This window comes from Pseudoalteromonas sp. BSi20495 (genome assembly GCF_000241185.1).
GTDB classification, from domain to species: domain Bacteria; phylum Pseudomonadota; class Gammaproteobacteria; order Enterobacterales; family Alteromonadaceae; genus Pseudoalteromonas; species Pseudoalteromonas fuliginea.
Window position 1 is genome coordinate 102,418 of the sequence record NZ_BADY01000041.1, and the last position, 16,027, is coordinate 118,444.

Below are 16,027 nucleotides of genomic sequence, written 5' to 3' on the forward strand. Positions count from 1 at the left end.
TTTCATGTTATTTTCCTTAATTTTTATAGATTTCGACAAGGTAGTCTTCAATTTCTCCGCTCCCCGAGGTTGCGGCACTGCTATAGTCAGAGCAAGGATTAATACTATTTACTCTGCTAAATCCGTAATACTGCAAAATTCTCATACGAGTCGTCGTGATAGGCTGTGACAACTTATTGCTTAAAATGCTAAATTCCCCTTCAACATAACCTTTACCGTAGTCTTGGTTAGTCTGGTCGAAGTCCATTATTAAAAGCTCTGATTTGTCGTTTCTCCAGTCACCATTACCAAATTGGCCATCACTATTTAAATCAATCCAGACATGGTAATTCTCAGCGAATGTTTCACTGCCTGCATAACCGGCTTCAATACGATAGGTATTACTCTGTGTGGCATATAGTTTGATTGGATTATTCGGGTTAACGACGCCAGATTGCTGCGCATTACTAAACGGACCATCTTGATTGAAAGTCACTTTACTAATGTGTTCATAGTCTGTGAGATCCACCGCCGTGCAATATTCAACAGATTGTTCTGATTTAAGCACTAGCAGCATATTTTTGGTGCCAGTAGCTCGGCTTCCCCAATCATCCCACAAAGGTTTGTCGTAACTAATAGTTAAGCTAGCGGTATAGGTTCCAGCGACTTGATATGTATGCTCTGTGTCTTGGCCAAAATTACTGTTTTGTGTAAGTGTTGTGCCGTCTCCAAAATCCCAAACTAGAGTAACATCGGGATCCCAAGCTGCATTTTCAGGTTTTGTGGTAGTGTTATTAAAGCTTACCTTAAACGTACCATCTGCTTGTTCGTTTACCGTATAGCTCACTTCAGGAGTAAAATTGCTCTCGCCAATTTTTACCGTTTCACTGGCCGATTGCGTACCATCGACATGTTCAATTGTGAGTGTAATAGTGTACTCACCATCGGCTTGGTAGGTGTGCTGAGTATCTCTAACCGAAGAGTTATCGCCATCACCAAATTGCCACTGTATCGTACTGTTTTGGGGCATAATACTTTGATCTGTATTTACAGAAATAGTGTTACCAGATCTTTGTGGTGTAAATTTTGCTGTGATTGTCGTATCAAACTGAACTTGTTTGTTCCAACTTCCTATCTCTTTGCTGAATCTATCATACGCTTTTAGTTCTACCTCATAGTTTCCAGACTGCGCATATCTATAAACAGGAGATTTTTCGCTACTAGTGGTGCCGTCGCCAAATTTCCACTGCCAACGCTTAACACGCGCATCTACCGTGCTGTTATCAAAACTCATTTGATTAACGCCTTGATTAGCGGTAACTCTCAAATCAGCAGGGTCATTGTTTTCGATTAGTTTAACGGTGTAATCTTCAACTTCACCCCAAGACATATCCCCACACGCTGATTTTACTAAACCAAATGACACCATAGTACGAATGCGGTAAGTTTGGTTTAACTCGCCACTCAATGATATCTCGCCAGTCAATTGCGTCTTAGTGCTTCCATAGAGCACGAGCTCTTCAGTCTTGTGGAATAAACCATCATTGTCTTTGTCTAACCAGACATAAAAGTTCTTTGTTTTGTCTTGAGTATCTGGATGTGGTGCTGCGGTTAGCGTTACATTGAGTGCTTTACCGTCCTCCACGTCGACGATATTATATGAGTAGTCACTGTAATTGCTTGAAGTAGAGTCATTTTTGTAGTTATTTAACGAAACTGACGATAAGTAATACTTACTATGATTAATGCCTTGCGCTAGACAATAGTCGTCAAAAACGTCAATAGGCAACATGAAAGTATCTGATTGACCAGAAGGGTCGATAGCCGTAAGTTCAATGTTGTATTCGCCTGCAATAGCAAAGTTATGTTTAGGCTCAAAGACGCTACTTTGCAAACTGCCATCACCAAAATTCCACTGCCATTGCCAGCCCTCGCTGTTGGCAGCCGTAACTTGCTGACCATCTTTACGGGTCAAATTTTTAAAATCAAAGGCCAAAAATTGGCGGTCATAACCAAGTTCGCTTTCGAGCCCATGGTCAACTTTCAGGCCAATACCTACTTGCGCAAACGCCTTACGTACATGGTTTTGTAATTCAATGATTTGCCATTGGCTACCATCTTGCTTTTTAATCCCATCTTGAGTCAACTGATCACGTACCGTGTGGGTTTGTCGCATTACACAATCTGCGCCAGTAAGATAATTACTATTGCTGGTCCAGCAGTTTTTATTTGCGTTAGCAAACAGGATAAAGGAATATTTTGTATTCCAAGGTGAGGATTCATTATCTAAATCAGTTGTAGTGAGGTAGTAAAAAGCTTTGTTAAATACCCCTGCGCCATGATGAGAAGTTACTGAGTCATCATAGTCATCAACATGATCAATTGAATTTCCATCGAGTGTAGGTGTTTTGAAATAACGCAGTGCATCATCGAGGCGAAATGTTTCGTGATTGCTTTTCCAATCATTGGTTCCCAAGTAAAAATATTTAGCTGCTTCACCCGCCATATCAGAAAACGCTTCATTAATAGCACGAGCCTGTCCTGTCAGCATTGACTTTGGCGTATTTGAGCCAAATTCCTCAGTAAAACCATGAGCGATTTCATGCGCAACTACATCTAAGGAAACCATAGGATAGAAGAGGTAGTCACCATCACCAAAATATACCTCGCCGTTTTCGTAAAATGCCTGATCCATATTAAGACCATAATGGACATTTTGAGTTATCTTTTTATTAAAGTAAGGCTTATGCCCAAGGTAAGCTTCAAACATTAAATTCGCTGTTTGTCCATGATGATGGGCATCATTCAAGGCAGAGCGAGCACCGTGATATTCTTTATAATTGTTACGAGTTGAATCTGAGCAGTTGTAGCTATAAGGGTTATTAACTTGCGCTGTGCCGTGATTATAGTTTCTAGTCTCAACGTTTTTTGCATCGAATAAACAGGTGGTTTGCTGATTGTCAGTTTCCATTGCAACAACAAAAGTCTTTGGTGGATAAGAAACATAATCTACTTGCTTATAATCTGGACGTGAAACCTTGTCATTGCCTGATGGGCCGCTTCCTCCCTCATAAACGATCCGCTGTAATACATCGGATTGGCTGATGAGTTCGTTTGTCGTTAAGTCTATAAAAGAGATAATTCTTTGTGGTTTAAAGGGCCCTGACTCGAAATCGGTGAAAAAGGCAATTTTAGCAGCGTGCCGTGCTTTTCCTTGAGTATCTATATAAATGACTTCCTCTGCTGATTTACGTCTATACACTCTGGGGCGTTCATTATTAAACTGATAAATTATTGAATCTAGAGCTACGCTTAGCTGTTCTTCTGACGCGGGAGTTAGAGTTGATATATCTTTAGCAACATTAACAATGAGATCGCCATAAACTTGTTCAACGACACCACTCTCGTCAGTCAGTACAACAAGGTCTTGATTCCAAATAGGAATATTTTGGTACTTTTGGGTAATTGTATGGCTTTGCTTGGTTTGACTAATTTGGCTTTGGTGAAATGTAAGCGTGTGACCTGAGTATTGCGCTGCAAATACTTTTAGCGCGAGTAGATAGTTTTGATCTGAAGCATTACTAAATATGGATTGTTTTTTTTGTAAAGAAGGCGCAATTTTTTGCGTGTCGTTGAATAAAGATACACGTTCTGTTGCATGGCAATGCGTACTTATCGCTAATGCTAAAACGCAAAGAGACTTTAATCCTTTCATATTAACTCCATAAGTATTTGAAGATACCTTTCCACTTGAACGCAATGACTCAATAATTAAAACAGTCGAGCGAATAAGTGCTGTTAAGAATAAAACCCTAGCCCAGTAACTAATTTAAAACAAGTTAATAACATAAAATAAATAAAAATTTAACACAAGGTTCACAAACAAAATTAGAGATTAATTTCATTTTTTTTGTTCTGTTTATTTAACCTATTATTATTGTTGAATAAATCTAAATTATTTGAGAACTAATAAAGATGTGAAAAGGTCTGTACGATGCGAAGCACAGTCATCATTTTGTAATTTACAGTGAATTTGAAAACTGAAGCGTTAGCTAGCCATTTTTGTATTGGGATCATTGACGCAATATTGAGGAAGTAAAATGAGTAATAAACGTCTTTCTAGATTGGATGATTGTAAAATAATTACTCTGGTAAAAAGACTAGAGCCATTTAATCTTTCAGGATTAAGGTTTACTTAACCCAGACGAAACCCTTCAGGCGGCATATATTTGGCATTTATACTATTTTATCGCCTATTTATGGGGAATAACCACATGCAGCTTTACCTAAAAACCAACATACGGTTTATCTTTGTAGTACATAACAACCCATATAAGTAAGCACAGCAAAGGCATACCTTGTAGCTATTTCTCTATATTGCTTAATTCGATCAAATGCATTGCCAACCAAGTGCCTATATTTTTACGTGCACCAGTCAATCTTTTCATTACCAACCAAGCTGTTACACTTGCGTGGAATAAAAGGTGTAGCGCTGTTATTACAAACGAACGCTCTCAGTTTTTCACTATCGTAGCCTTTATACCAACCTGCATAAATCTTTGATCAATTTAACGAATTAAATTGCACTATAACGTCGTTAAAAATTTTTTATTTAGAACAACTAGATACAAAAATTTTTGCCTAGTTCTAGCGTAATTTTCTTAACGTTAAATAGACCCCATATATAAGCAGATTGGTATTGCACTGTTTACTGGGAAGTTAGCTTCGAGTGACTCTGCATGGAAGGTATCTGCATATTTACACAGGATAATTCATAGTAAACAGGTAACTCTCTGCTATCTACTGCAAGGTGAATTTTTTGTAGACCCACCTCGACTTTTCCGATTGATTCATTCTCTGCGATTCTTACACCGCAATTATACTGCTGAGCCATAACAATACTGCCATAAATAAAGACCTGATCCATACAAGTATCGCGAGATAATATGCGAAACAATTCGTTCAAAATATCTTTTTTAGACCATAAGCTAAACCGACTCCATATGGCACTCCATGCACTAAAATAAGAAGTCAGATCTCGCCATAGAATACCTGTGCACATATTATATAATTTGCTTTCAAGCGTTTTTCTATGATCAAGCTGATTATAAATTCGACCGCTTAAGCACATTACTTTTGATAAGATATTCCATGACGCCTATAAACATTAATCTTGGTATGAGGATTCGGTGTATCGTTTTTTAGCGAGTTCAATTATGCCTTTCCTTCATGCTATTTATTTTTCATACCGCAAAAATCAACATACCCTAATATAAATAATTGTTTGGCGCTGTTTATTACCTATTATTAAGTATAAACTATTTACAACAGGTTTTAGGAAACGCTTAAAATATGAAAAAAATAGTATACGCAGGTCTTTTTACATTCTTGGTAAGCGTAATAAGCTTTACGGCACGTGCGGAATCAACCGTCGGTTATTTTGGCTTTGAGCCAGATATAATCACTAATTATATAGGTGCATCAAGTAAAAAAATGGGCTATGTGCGTGTCACTGTCGATTTAATGCTTAATGATACTTCAGATATTACCGTAGTCGAACACCACACACCATTACTGCGTGACGCTTTAGTAGAGATTTTATCTAAAGAGCCAGAAGAAAAAGTAAAATCTCTCACTGGTCGTGAAGAAATACGCGCAAAGTGTGTAGAAAAACTTAAGAGCCTGTTAAAAGAAGAAACAGGACAAGAGATCATCCGTGAAGTCTTGTTCACTAAATATTTATATCATTAGTGTTTAACGTTTTGCGTTAAATATTTTGGCGGTGTAGGCAAAAGCCATACCGCTAACTAACCCACCTAAATGCGCCCAATTAGCCATACCTACAAACAATACATCAGCAAACCCAAGCACTAACCAAATCAACATAAAGCCAACAATAGCCGTACTGACTAGCGCTGGCTTGTTAGGGTTTAAAAAGCTGTGTATCCAACAAAAACCGAGCAATCCATACACCACGCCGCTTAGCCCACCAAAATTAGGACCAACCATTAAATATTGTGCCCAATTACTAATCAGTGCAGTCACTAAAAACAAACCTATTAAGCTTAGTTTTCCGCATTGCTTTTCGATATTATCACCAAGCGACATCCACCAAATTAAATTAAACACTATATGCATGGCGCTAAAGTGAACGAGTGCGGGGGTTAGCCAACTAAGTGGTTGTGATGGGTTAAATTGCAGAGCGGTATAAATTTCATTAAATCCACCTAATAAAAAAGCAACATAAATAACAATACTCAATATGCTAACTGTTTGATTAAGCCAGCTTAGCGCTTTAAATCGCGCCATTAAATTAAGTGATTGCCCTTGATATTTAAGCGGCGATTGAGTGCTACCTACATCCCAAGACGCTTGTTGATAGCGTTCATGATTAGGGTTTTGTGTAAATTCAGCCCATAGCGGCTGAACTTGATGAAAGTCCTCCTCAAGCACACTAATAATGACATTACTGCCATCTGCTGAGTGTATCTTTGCATCTAGGCCTTGGCTTTTTAAATAATCTATAAAGCCCTGTGCGGCGCGCGGGTTATTTAAACTGCCAAGTTCTATCATCGCTCAACTTTCTCGATATAAGCCGCTTCCCAAGCTGTAAAGCCGCCATCCATACTGTAAACGTCTTCAAAACCTTGCTCAACTAAGTAGCTAGCTGCGCCTTGAGAGCTCATACCGTGATAGCAGACAATAATAATTGGCTGATCGAATTCTTTTTCCATCATAAATTGTGCGATATTACCGTTAGAAAGTGCTTCTGAGCCTGGAATGCGACCGGCTTGATACGAATTAGGATCGCGAATATCTGCAATTACCACGTCTTCTTTATCTAAAAGCTCTAACGTTTGCGCTATAGAAATATGTTTAAATGCCATTGAAGTCTCTTTAATTAATAGTATAAAAAAGGCGGCTAGGGCCTGTTTATCTTTCGAGGTTAAATTTGCAGCAGTATGTTTGGTATTTAGGCAAGGCTGAGCCTATGTAGTGTGGTTATTCCCCATAAATAGGCGATAACGTAGCACAAATGCCAAACATACGCTGCCCGAAGGGTTCTGCCTAGGGGCAATTTACTCTTTGTTGCTCGGTTTTTACTTAGCCCACTAGGTCACAAACCTCGCGCCGCGATTAAATAGCCCCTAAATTGAACAAATTTTAATCCTGAAAGGTCAACAGGCCCTAGAGCCGCCCTTCTTGTAATTTAGTGAGGAACTAATCCCAGTTTAAAATCACTTTACCTGACTGACCTGAAATCATCATATCAAAGCCAGCTTGGAAGTCATCCACAGAATATTGATGTGTAATGATTGGGTTTAAATCAAGACCAGATTGAATCAAGCTTGCCATTTTGTACCACGTTTCGAACATTTCGCGACCGTAAATACCTTTAATCACTAAACCTTTAAAAATAACTTGGTTCCAGTCAACTGCCATATCAGATGGTGGAATACCTAGCATGGCAATTTTACCGCCGTGGTTCATATTATTAAGCATTGAATTAAACGCGCTTGGCACACCTGACATTTCAAGGCCAATATCAAAACCCTCTGTCATACCTAAGTCTTTTATTACATCTTCAAGCTTTTCATTGGCAACGTTTACAGCGCGTGAAGCCCCCATTTTACGTGCTAAATCTAGGCGGTATTCGTTTACGTCGGTAATTACAACGTGGCGAGCACCAACATGTTTTGCAACGGCTGCTGCCATAATACCAATTGGGCCTGCACCAGTAATAAGTACATCTTCGCCAACTAAGTCAAACGATAGTGCGGTATGAACTGCGTTACCAAATGGGTCGAAAATAGAAGCCAGTTCGTCAGAAATGTTATCTGGAATTTTAAATGCGTTAAATGCAGGAATAACTAAATATTCGGCAAATGCACCTTCACGGTTTACACCTACGCCTGTTGTATTTCGGCATAAATGTACACGCCCAGCACGACAGTTACGACAATGCCCACACGTAATATGACCTTCACCCGATACGCGGTCACCTACTTTAAAGCCACGAACTTCCTGGCCCATATCAACGACTTCACCAACATACTCGTGACCAACAACCATAGGCGTTGGAATGGTTTTACTTGCCCACTCGTCCCACTTGTAAATATGTACGTCGGTACCACAAATAGCTGTTTTGCGAATTTTAATCAGTAAGTCGTTGTGACCCACTTCTGGCTTTGGTGCATCTGTCATCCAAATGCCCGGTTCTGCTTTTAATTTAGATAATGCTTTCATAATCCACACTCAACTAAAAAACCGAAGCGAGGCTTCGGTTTAAAATAAAATTAAATAACGCCCATTTCTTTACCAATACGGGTAAATGCATCGATAGCAATATCGAGTTGCTCAATACTATGCGCCGCTGAAATTTGTGTACGAATACGCGCTTGCCCTTTTGGTACTACAGGGAATGAAAAACCGGTTACGTAAATGCCCTCAGCAAGTAGCTTATCAGCCATTAACGAGGCTACTTTGGCATCTCCTAGCATTACAGGGATAATTGCATGATCTTTACCTGCACACGTAAAACCAGCAGCTTCCATTTGCTCACGGAAATATTTAGCATTTGACCAAAGTTTAGCGCGAAGCTCGCCGCCATTTTCAAGCATTTCAAGTACTTTAATTGATGCTGTAACAATTGAAGGCGCTAATGAGTTTGAGAACAAATAAGGTCGTGAACGTTGGCGTAACCATTCAACAATTTCTTTTTTACCCGATGTATAACCGCCTGATGCGCCGCCTAGCGCTTTGCCTAATGTACCGGTAATAATATCTACACGGTCTAATACATTACAGTACTCAGGTGTACCCTTACCGTTTTCGCCAACAAAGCCAACTGCGTGAGAGTCATCTACCATTACAAGCGCATCATATTTATCGGCTAAGTCGCACACAGCTTCTAAATTACAAATAACGCCGTCCATAGAAAACACGCCATCGGTAGCAATTAGTTTAGTTTTAGCACCGGCTTCATCTGCTGCAATAAGTTGCTTCTCAAGATCAGCCATGTCGTTATTTGCATAACGAAAACGCTTAGCTTTACATAAACGTACACCGTCGATAATTGATGCATGATTTAATGAATCAGAAATAATAGCGTCTTCTGCGCCTAAAATAGTTTCAAACAAACCTGTATTTGCGTCAAAACATGAAGAATATAAAATAGTATCCTCTGTTTCTAAAAACGCACTGATTTTTTGCTCTAGTGTTTTATGGATATCTTGCGTGCCACAAATAAAACGTACTGAAGCCACACCAAAACCATGATTATTTAAACCATTTTGCGCCGCTTCAATTAACTCTGGGCTATTAGCTAAACCTAAGTAGTTATTAGCACAAAAGTTGATTACTTTACCTGATGCAACTTCAATTTGAGCTTGCTGCTGGGACTTAATAATACGTTCGTTTTTATACAAACCTTCGGTTTTTACGTCTTCAATTTGCTGTTGTAACTGGCTAAAAAAAGCAGATGCTCTCATCTAGGTTCTCCATCTATTTGAACGGGTAAACAACCGCACTTTCGCGGCTGTTTATTATGCGGGGTATTGTAAAAGTTTAATGGGTAAAATGCACGGTTTGCAGTTCGTCGCAAACGCCCTAAGTTGGAAGGAATTCCTGCCAGTTTACAGGCTGTTTATTTATGTGTTTAAAAGTGCAGGTAAACTACTTATAGAATCGATAATTAAATCAGCTTCTTGCTTAGCGCTTTCGTCAAAGCTTTGCCCTGAACGCACTAAAACACGGGTAGTGATGCCCGCTTTTTTCGCAGCCTGCATATCACTGAGTTTATCGCCCACCATAATACTGCAAGCAGGGTCGATGTTATGCTCTTGTATGCCTTGTAATAACATACCTGGCGCAGGCTTTCTGCAACTGCACTCTTTCAAATATTCAGGGTGCGCTTTTTTAGGGTGATGCGGGCAAAAATACACATCGGTAACTTCAATGCTGTGGGCACTAAACTGGTCTTTCATCCAGTCGGTCAGTGCTAAAAAATCAGCTTCGGTATAATAACCTCGACCAATTCCAGATTGATTAGTGACGATTATGATTTTATAGCCTGCATCGTAAAATGTTTTACAAGAGCTAAAAACACCGTCAATAAATTCAAATTTATCGCTTTGATACACATAACCATGATCAACATTTACCACGCCATCTCGGTCTAAAAAAAGCGCTTTATTTTTTTGTTGTGCATTCATTACAAAGACTCTTTTTGTACAACATGGTCAAACATCGCTTTTACATCATCAACTGTAATTTGGCTCATTAAATCATCGCCTTTTACGCGTGTACCCCACGGTACTTGCTCAGCCGTTTTACCTGTTTGCTTAAACAAATTTTTATGATAAACCTCTACCACGTAGTCTTGATATAAATAAGGACCTGTGCGTGCTGGATTTGAATGTGCATATAAACCAATAACCGGCGTACCAACTGTTACTGCCATATGCGCAGGACCCGTATCGGGCGCAAGCACTAAGCTGCCACGCTTTAACACGCACAACAACTCTTTGAGTTTTGTTTTACCTACTAAATTTAAAATAGGCGTGTTGCTATGCTCAATAATGCTATTTGCTAGGTTAATTTCAAGCTCTGTTGGGCCACCCGTCAATACCACCTTAAAGCCTTGCTCGCTTGCATAATCAGCCAATGTGGCATAACGTTCAGCGAGCCAATTACGCTGCGCTTTACTAGCTGCGGGCGATATTACTAATAGTTTATTAGTTCGGTATTCTGATGTTAATAACTCATCTGCAACCGCTTGGTCTTGCTCGGTATATGGCATGTCCCAACTCGGTTTATAATCAGCTACACCAATGGCTTTTGCAAAACCTTTAAAGCCTTCAAGCACATGCGCCTGGGCTTGTGAGTCTATTCGTTTATTAATAAATAAGCTATGTAATTCTTTTGAACGTGCCCAATCGAACCCTATTTTTACTTTTGCAGGAATACAGCGCGCTACAAACCCAGCCCTTAATGCAACTTGCATGTTAAGTAACACATCAAATTTTTGGTTTTTGAAGCGTTGCTTTAAGCTTTTCAGCGCTGCTTTGCCTTGCTTTTTATCAAATACCACCAGCTCAACACCCGGTAAGTCGGCAAGTAGCATGGCTTCTGCTTTGCCAATAACCCACGTAATTTTTGCATTAGGGTGTGCTTTTTGAATAGCTTGTACAGCACTCACACCATGACATACGTCACCAATGGCTGAGAGTCTTAATATACAAATAGATGAATAATTAGGAGCTTGAGTCACACATTCCCTTAGGTATTAAATACAAAAGCCGATCTTAAATTATAATCACGCTATTGCAAGCACTTATCCTGCGCTTTAAAACGCGCTAATATAGACACATTATTTAGCAATTACACAGAGCTATGTTTAAACAACACGTGCAAGGCAACCACACTGTATTAAGCCACCCTAAATACACAAGCCAAATTACCCTCGATTGGTTTGATGCAAATTATTGGCAACAACAAAATAAAATTGTGGGCGCTAAAAAAGGCAGAGCAACAGCATGGTTTTTTAAACAAGACGAATTAACAGCCGTGCTGAGGCATTATTGGCGTGGCGGTTTAGTCGGTAAATTACTAAGCGATCAATATTTATACCTAGGGCTTGAACAAACCCGTGTGTATAAAGAGTTTAGTTTAATGAGTAAACTTATAGAGCTTGGTTTAAACGTACCAACCCCTGTTGCAGCTAAAGTAACCCACAGCGGATTAATTTACCGTGGTGATATTATTACCGAGGCTGTTAAAGGCGCTAAAAGTGTACTCGATATATTAATCGAACGCCCATTGACTGAAGATGAGTTGGAGCGCATTGCTAAAACAATCGCGCTATTTCATTCAAAAGGTGTGTATCACGCCGATTTAAACATTAATAACATTTTATTTAATGATACTGGTGATGTGTATATTATCGACTTTGATAGAGGTGAAATAAGAGCGCCTAACCCACAGTGGCAACAAAGTAATATGGCACGCCTTGAGCGCTCATTTTTAAAGGAACAAGGTCGAAACAAGCCATTCAATTGGCAAGCGAGTGACTGGCAAACTCTGCACAGCAACTACCTCAAAGCGCTCGCCAATATCAGTTAACCTAATATAAGTTAATTAGCCAATGCTAAATACTGCAGAGCAACCTGCTCTGCCTGTACTTGTTTTAAAATATCTGCGTTTTCTACATTTGGCTTATCTGCTAGCACCTGCTTAACGGCATTGGCTAATGCCTCACTTTGTTGAACGGGTACTAAATATTTACTCAGCTCGCCTGTTAATATCTCGCTTGGTCCAAATGTACAATTAGTACTAACTACCGGAGTAGCCACTGCTAAAGCCTCAATTAATACCGTTGGCAGCCCTTCAAAATCAGAGCTCAAAACCAAAGCTTTGGCATGCTGAATCCAGTTGTACGGGTTTTGTTGAAATCCAGGCACTACTAACTGTTTATCTATGCCATATTGCTGTGCAAGCTTTAACGCTTTTGCAGGTTTATTACATAAAAGGACTAACTTGTATTTTTTATCAAGCTTTGCAAATGCTGCAAATAATATATCGTGGCGTTTTTGTTTGGCCAGCCTTCCTACATGAATTAAGTAAGGCTCATTTGGGATGTCGTTATTTTTCTCATTTGCTTGTTGGTTTATTTTTTCAAAATCGAACGGGTTATAAATAGTCGCGATTGCACTTGGGTTAATTAAATCCCCTTGTGTTATTTCTTTTTCAACACCCTTTGATACGCAAATAAGTGATTTACCATTTAAGTTTTGCTTACTTTTTTTAAGGTATAAATATGAAAATGGACCTAACTTTTTTTGACGGGCAAGTTCTGCATTGACGGAGTTATGAATAACAAAGTGAACATTTTTGATATTACTAAGCGCGAGCAAGTTATTACTTCTATCAAGATTAGAAAGCACTAGATCAATATTGCCAATCTCGCTTTGTTTTTTTTCAAACCACGCTTCTAATCGCAAAATACTGTTTTTTCGCTGCCAGAATCTATCTACTTTAGATGCTCTATCAGGAAAAAGGCTATCAACTTTAACTATATCAGGAATGTCATACTCAGCGTTGCTCGCAAGAGATAATATAGTGACATTGTGCTGTAGTTTCGCCATTTTTTCAGCCAAAGTAAGCATTACTTTTTCAGCACCACCACCTACTAGTGAATCAATTACAATAATGATATTCATAAAGAGGATCCATCAAGCATATTTTTCACACCATTAGTAATAACATCATAGCTGTGTATATTTTCAAGCTGAGCATATTTACTAGTTGTCTCATTATAAAAAGCCACCTCTATAACTTTCTCTACTTTAGTCACTATGTCATCAATATTAAGATTTGCTTTTAATACAACCCCCGTATTAATGCAGTGGTCTAAACGTGCATTTTGATCCTTAGATATTGCACATGCAACAGCAGGTGTGTGCACGGCAATTGCTTGTAATAAGGTGTCACCACCACTTAGCAATGCGACTTTAGCTTGGCTCATTAATGCTAAAAACTCAGTATTTTGCAAACTTTTGATACAAAGAATGCTATCAGAACTTGGGATCGTTTTACTATAATTTTGGCCAAATACAACAACGCCTCTCAAACCCGTTTGTTTAGCAATTTTAAGCGCAGCTTCAAAGTAAATATCGGCGCAATTTTGACCATTTAGTGTGTGACCGCCAGATCCTGCATTAACTATAAAATAATTTTTTAGTTCTAAACTATATCGGCTCAACATCTGTTGCTTTTGCTCATTGGATGCAAAAGCAACAAATGGGCCCACATTACGTGGACGCACTAAAGGAAATATATCTAACTTAGCATTTTCAGCCCAAGTTAATGGCTCTATACAATAGTCTGGCTGGACAACCCAATGTACATCAATCAAATTGATTCTATTAAGCTTTAAGCCTTTTGCTCGTTTTTTAGCATGTTGAGAAATAAAAACTACTTTTGCGCCTACCTTTTTAGCCGCTTTCATATGCCCTGCTCGTCCGGCACAATCAAAAATAACAACGTTAGGCTTAAATTTTTCAATGACATCGCACACATAATCCAGCTCTTTGGTCGCTGAATGATCAAGTAGTGTCGTTTCGAATGGGCAGCTTTTTGCATAAGCAGCATGCTTATTTAATATAAAATGAATATCGATAGAAGCGTGAAGTTCAGCCTGTAAACTTTGAGCTAACAGCAACGAGCGCATATACTCACCAATGCCTTCTGGTGATGATACTGGAATAAATAAAAGTCGTTTGTTGCTCATTGCATTCTCAATTTCCTATTTAGCCCGCAGTATATCAACCACATCGTTATTACGATAGACAGGTTACATTTTTATACATTAAATACCCCCTATTTTGTCTATTATTTGCTGCAATAGACGCCTGAGGTTGATAAACTTAGCCGCAATCTAAATCACAAGGATCTGAACTTTGCGAAACAGAATTTTTCTTCTTTCTTCTCTTTTTTGCGCAATGAGCGTATCGATTAACGCTGAACCATGGGTAAAACCAGATGACTACGGATTAAGAGCTGACATTCAACAATTAGCCGATGCCGGTGTTATTTTAGCTCCTGTAACCACTTACCCACTTATGTGGAAAAGTTTTATAAACGATGTCGATAGTATGCCGCTTGAGCAATTAACACCAAGCCTACAAGATGCATTGTTACGTGTTAAACATCGATATAAATCCGAAAATAGTAGCTCGCATAGTCTTCAATTATCAGCTTTTGCAGCCACAGATCCAATTGTAGCAACAAGCTTTGGTGCAACAAATACACAAGAAACAGAGCTTTCAGCAGCTTACGCTTATTTAGGCGATAACTTTGCAGCTAAAGTAGCCGTAAATTATAGAAAAGACGGTAAAAAATGTTTAGCTGATGGAAAAACGGCTGACGATATAGTTACTGATCAGCAAGCTTTAACCGATTGTAACGACACTTCACTTGACGATAGTTACTTAGCTTATCGTTTAGGCAATTGGATTTTTAGAGCCGGTGCTGTTGAACAATTTTGGGGACCTGGTGTTGATAACAGCTTAATTATATCTGGTAATGCGAAACCTTTACCTGCACTAAGTGTAACCAGAGAAAAAAGTACTGCTTTTGAAACACCGTGGCTAAGCTGGATTGGTCAATGGGGCTTTACCGCACAAATGGCTAAACTTGAGTCTACACGTGTAATTCCTGATGCTTTACTTTGGAGCAGTAGATTAAATATACGCCCAATACAACAATTAGAAATTGCCGTTAGCTGGTCTGCACAATGGGCAGGAGACGGACAACCAGGATCTGCTGGTGACTTTATTGATGTTATCACTGGGCAAACAGCATGTATTGATGGCAATGATAGCTGTGATAGTCAGTTAGAATCAAAAATAGGTAATCAATTAGCAGGCATAGATATTCGCTGGTCAGATACACTTTTCAACCAACCTTATGCTGTATATGCCAGTACGATTGGAGAAGATGCCAGTTCACAGTTTAAGCCAGCCGATAGAGCCTACTTATTTGGTGTACAAACAACACAACGAATATACGATCAAAACTTATTAATAAATGTAGAGTACATAGATACAGGTGTTTCATGTTCAGCTGAATCAATAGTTGAAAATTGCTACTATGAGCATTCAGATTATAAATCGGGTTACCGTTACCACGGTCGCACTATTGGCTCTACTTATGATAACGATGCACAGTCAGTTGTTTTAACCCTATTAGGTCAGTTATCTAATGGAGACGATTGGCAGGTAAAATTGCGCAGTGTTGATTACAATAGCGATAACCGAGATAGTTACCCAAATAATCCTGACTTAGGTAACACCATTACTAAAATAGGGTTTAACTCTAAGCAGCTAGAAATGCGTTACAGAATGCTTTCTATGGGCGGCCGCGTCACTTTAGGTGCTTTTGCATCTAACAACGACGGTGCTGAAAACGATACATCAGCATTTGCCAAGTACGAATATAACTTTTAATACGTTACTATTAATAAAGTAACGTATTAAATGTAAAAAGG

The 16,027-nt window shown here is 39.0% G+C and carries 13 protein-coding genes; 3 read left to right on the forward strand and 10 right to left on the reverse strand.

Annotation, left to right across the window (positions count from 1 at the left end; translation table 11 throughout):
* Window positions 1-16 precede the first annotated feature (16 nt).
* On the reverse strand, window positions 17-3,694 hold the full coding sequence (locus tag P20495_RS14245; protein ID WP_008134916.1) for a PKD domain-containing protein: 3,678 nt from the start codon (window positions 3,692-3,694) through the stop codon (window positions 17-19).
* 993 nt (window positions 3,695-4,687) lie between these two features.
* Window positions 4,688-5,110, reverse strand: a complete 423-nt coding sequence (locus tag P20495_RS22775; protein WP_050548462.1) for an IS5 family transposase — start codon at window positions 5,108-5,110, stop codon at window positions 4,688-4,690.
* 221 nt (window positions 5,111-5,331) lie between these two features.
* Here P20495_RS22775 and P20495_RS14240 point away from each other — a divergent pair, with 221 nt between their 5' ends.
* Complete coding sequence (locus tag P20495_RS14240) at window positions 5,332-5,730, forward strand: flagellar basal body-associated protein FliL (RefSeq protein WP_008134918.1); 399 nt, start codon at window positions 5,332-5,334, stop codon at window positions 5,728-5,730.
* Window positions 5,731-5,733: 3 nt separating this feature from the next.
* Here P20495_RS14240 and glpG read toward each other — a convergent pair whose 3' ends face one another.
* From glpG to P20495_RS14210, 6 genes are all read right to left on the reverse strand, one after another.
* Complete coding sequence (gene glpG / locus P20495_RS14235; RefSeq protein WP_007378946.1) at window positions 5,734-6,552, reverse strand: rhomboid family intramembrane serine protease GlpG; 819 nt, start codon at window positions 6,550-6,552, stop codon at window positions 5,734-5,736.
* Complete coding sequence (gene glpE / locus P20495_RS14230) at window positions 6,549-6,866, reverse strand: thiosulfate sulfurtransferase GlpE (RefSeq protein ID WP_007378945.1); 318 nt, start codon at window positions 6,864-6,866, stop codon at window positions 6,549-6,551. Before glpE ends, glpG begins: the two co-directional genes overlap by 4 nt.
* 334 nt (window positions 6,867-7,200) lie before the next feature.
* Entirely contained in the window at window positions 7,201-8,226 is a 1,026-nt protein-coding gene (tdh, locus tag P20495_RS14225; RefSeq protein ID WP_007378944.1) for an L-threonine 3-dehydrogenase, read from the reverse strand.
* Window positions 8,227-8,276: 50 nt separating this feature from the next.
* The gene (locus P20495_RS14220) at window positions 8,277-9,470 is read right to left on the reverse strand and encodes a glycine C-acetyltransferase (protein WP_007378943.1); all 1,194 of its coding nucleotides are present in this window, start codon (window positions 9,468-9,470) and stop codon (window positions 8,277-8,279) included.
* 159 nt (window positions 9,471-9,629) lie between these two features.
* Entirely contained in the window at window positions 9,630-10,193 is a 564-nt protein-coding gene (gene gmhB / locus P20495_RS14215; protein ID WP_008134921.1) for a D-glycero-beta-D-manno-heptose 1,7-bisphosphate 7-phosphatase, read from the reverse strand.
* On the reverse strand, window positions 10,193-11,251 hold the full coding sequence (locus P20495_RS14210) for a glycosyltransferase family 9 protein (RefSeq protein ID WP_008134923.1): 1,059 nt from the start codon (window positions 11,249-11,251) through the stop codon (window positions 10,193-10,195). The genes gmhB and P20495_RS14210 overlap by 1 nt, the downstream gene beginning before the upstream one ends.
* 122 nt (window positions 11,252-11,373) lie before the next feature.
* On the opposite strand from P20495_RS14210, the gene P20495_RS14205 reads away from it, so the two are divergent.
* Complete coding sequence (locus tag P20495_RS14205; protein ID WP_008134925.1) at window positions 11,374-12,102, forward strand: 3-deoxy-D-manno-octulosonic acid kinase; 729 nt, start codon at window positions 11,374-11,376, stop codon at window positions 12,100-12,102.
* An 11-nt stretch (window positions 12,103-12,113) separates the two neighbouring features.
* On the opposite strand, the gene P20495_RS14200 is transcribed toward P20495_RS14205, so the two are convergent.
* Both P20495_RS14200 and P20495_RS14195 read right to left on the reverse strand, forming a co-directional pair.
* Window positions 12,114-13,199: a glycosyltransferase gene (locus P20495_RS14200; RefSeq protein ID WP_008134928.1), complete on the reverse strand. Its 1,086-nt coding sequence runs from the start codon at window positions 13,197-13,199 to the stop codon at window positions 12,114-12,116.
* Window positions 13,196-14,269 (reverse strand): hypothetical protein, encoded by a 1,074-nt coding sequence (locus tag P20495_RS14195; RefSeq protein WP_008134930.1) that lies wholly within the window; start codon window positions 14,267-14,269, stop codon window positions 13,196-13,198. Before P20495_RS14195 ends, P20495_RS14200 begins: the two co-directional genes overlap by 4 nt.
* Window positions 14,270-14,480: 211 nt before the next feature.
* Between P20495_RS14195 and P20495_RS14190 the strand changes: the two genes are divergently transcribed.
* A complete protein-coding gene (locus tag P20495_RS14190) occupies window positions 14,481-15,986 on the forward strand; it encodes a capsule assembly Wzi family protein (protein ID WP_008134932.1) in 1,506 nt (501 codons plus the stop codon).
* The last annotated feature ends 41 nt before the right edge of the window (window positions 15,987-16,027 follow it).

Excerpts from the sequence above, each read along its gene's own strand:
- P20495_RS14245 (WP_008134916.1), bottom strand. The coding sequence starts at position 3,694 with ATGAAAGGATTAAAGTCTCTTTGCGTTTTAGCATTAGCGATAAGTACG.
- P20495_RS22775 (WP_050548462.1), bottom strand. The coding sequence starts at position 5,110 with ATGTGCTTAAGCGGTCGAATTTATAATCAGCTTGATCATAGAAAAACG.
- P20495_RS14240 (WP_008134918.1), top strand. The coding sequence starts at position 5,332 with ATGAAAAAAATAGTATACGCAGGTCTTTTTACATTCTTGGTAAGCGTA.
- glpG (WP_007378946.1), bottom strand. The coding sequence starts at position 6,552 with ATGATAGAACTTGGCAGTTTAAATAACCCGCGCGCCGCACAGGGCTTT.
- glpE (WP_007378945.1), bottom strand. The coding sequence starts at position 6,866 with ATGGCATTTAAACATATTTCTATAGCGCAAACGTTAGAGCTTTTAGAT.
- tdh (WP_007378944.1), bottom strand. The coding sequence starts at position 8,226 with ATGAAAGCATTATCTAAATTAAAAGCAGAACCGGGCATTTGGATGACA.
- P20495_RS14220 (WP_007378943.1), bottom strand. The coding sequence starts at position 9,470 with ATGAGAGCATCTGCTTTTTTTAGCCAGTTACAACAGCAAATTGAAGAC.
- gmhB (WP_008134921.1), bottom strand. The coding sequence starts at position 10,193 with ATGAATGCACAACAAAAAAATAAAGCGCTTTTTTTAGACCGAGATGGC.
- P20495_RS14205 (WP_008134925.1), top strand. The coding sequence starts at position 11,374 with ATGTTTAAACAACACGTGCAAGGCAACCACACTGTATTAAGCCACCCT.
- P20495_RS14200 (WP_008134928.1), bottom strand. The coding sequence starts at position 13,199 with ATGAATATCATTATTGTAATTGATTCACTAGTAGGTGGTGGTGCTGAA.
- P20495_RS14195 (WP_008134930.1), bottom strand. The coding sequence starts at position 14,269 with ATGAGCAACAAACGACTTTTATTTATTCCAGTATCATCACCAGAAGGC.
- P20495_RS14190 (WP_008134932.1), top strand. The coding sequence starts at position 14,481 with ATGAGCGTATCGATTAACGCTGAACCATGGGTAAAACCAGATGACTAC.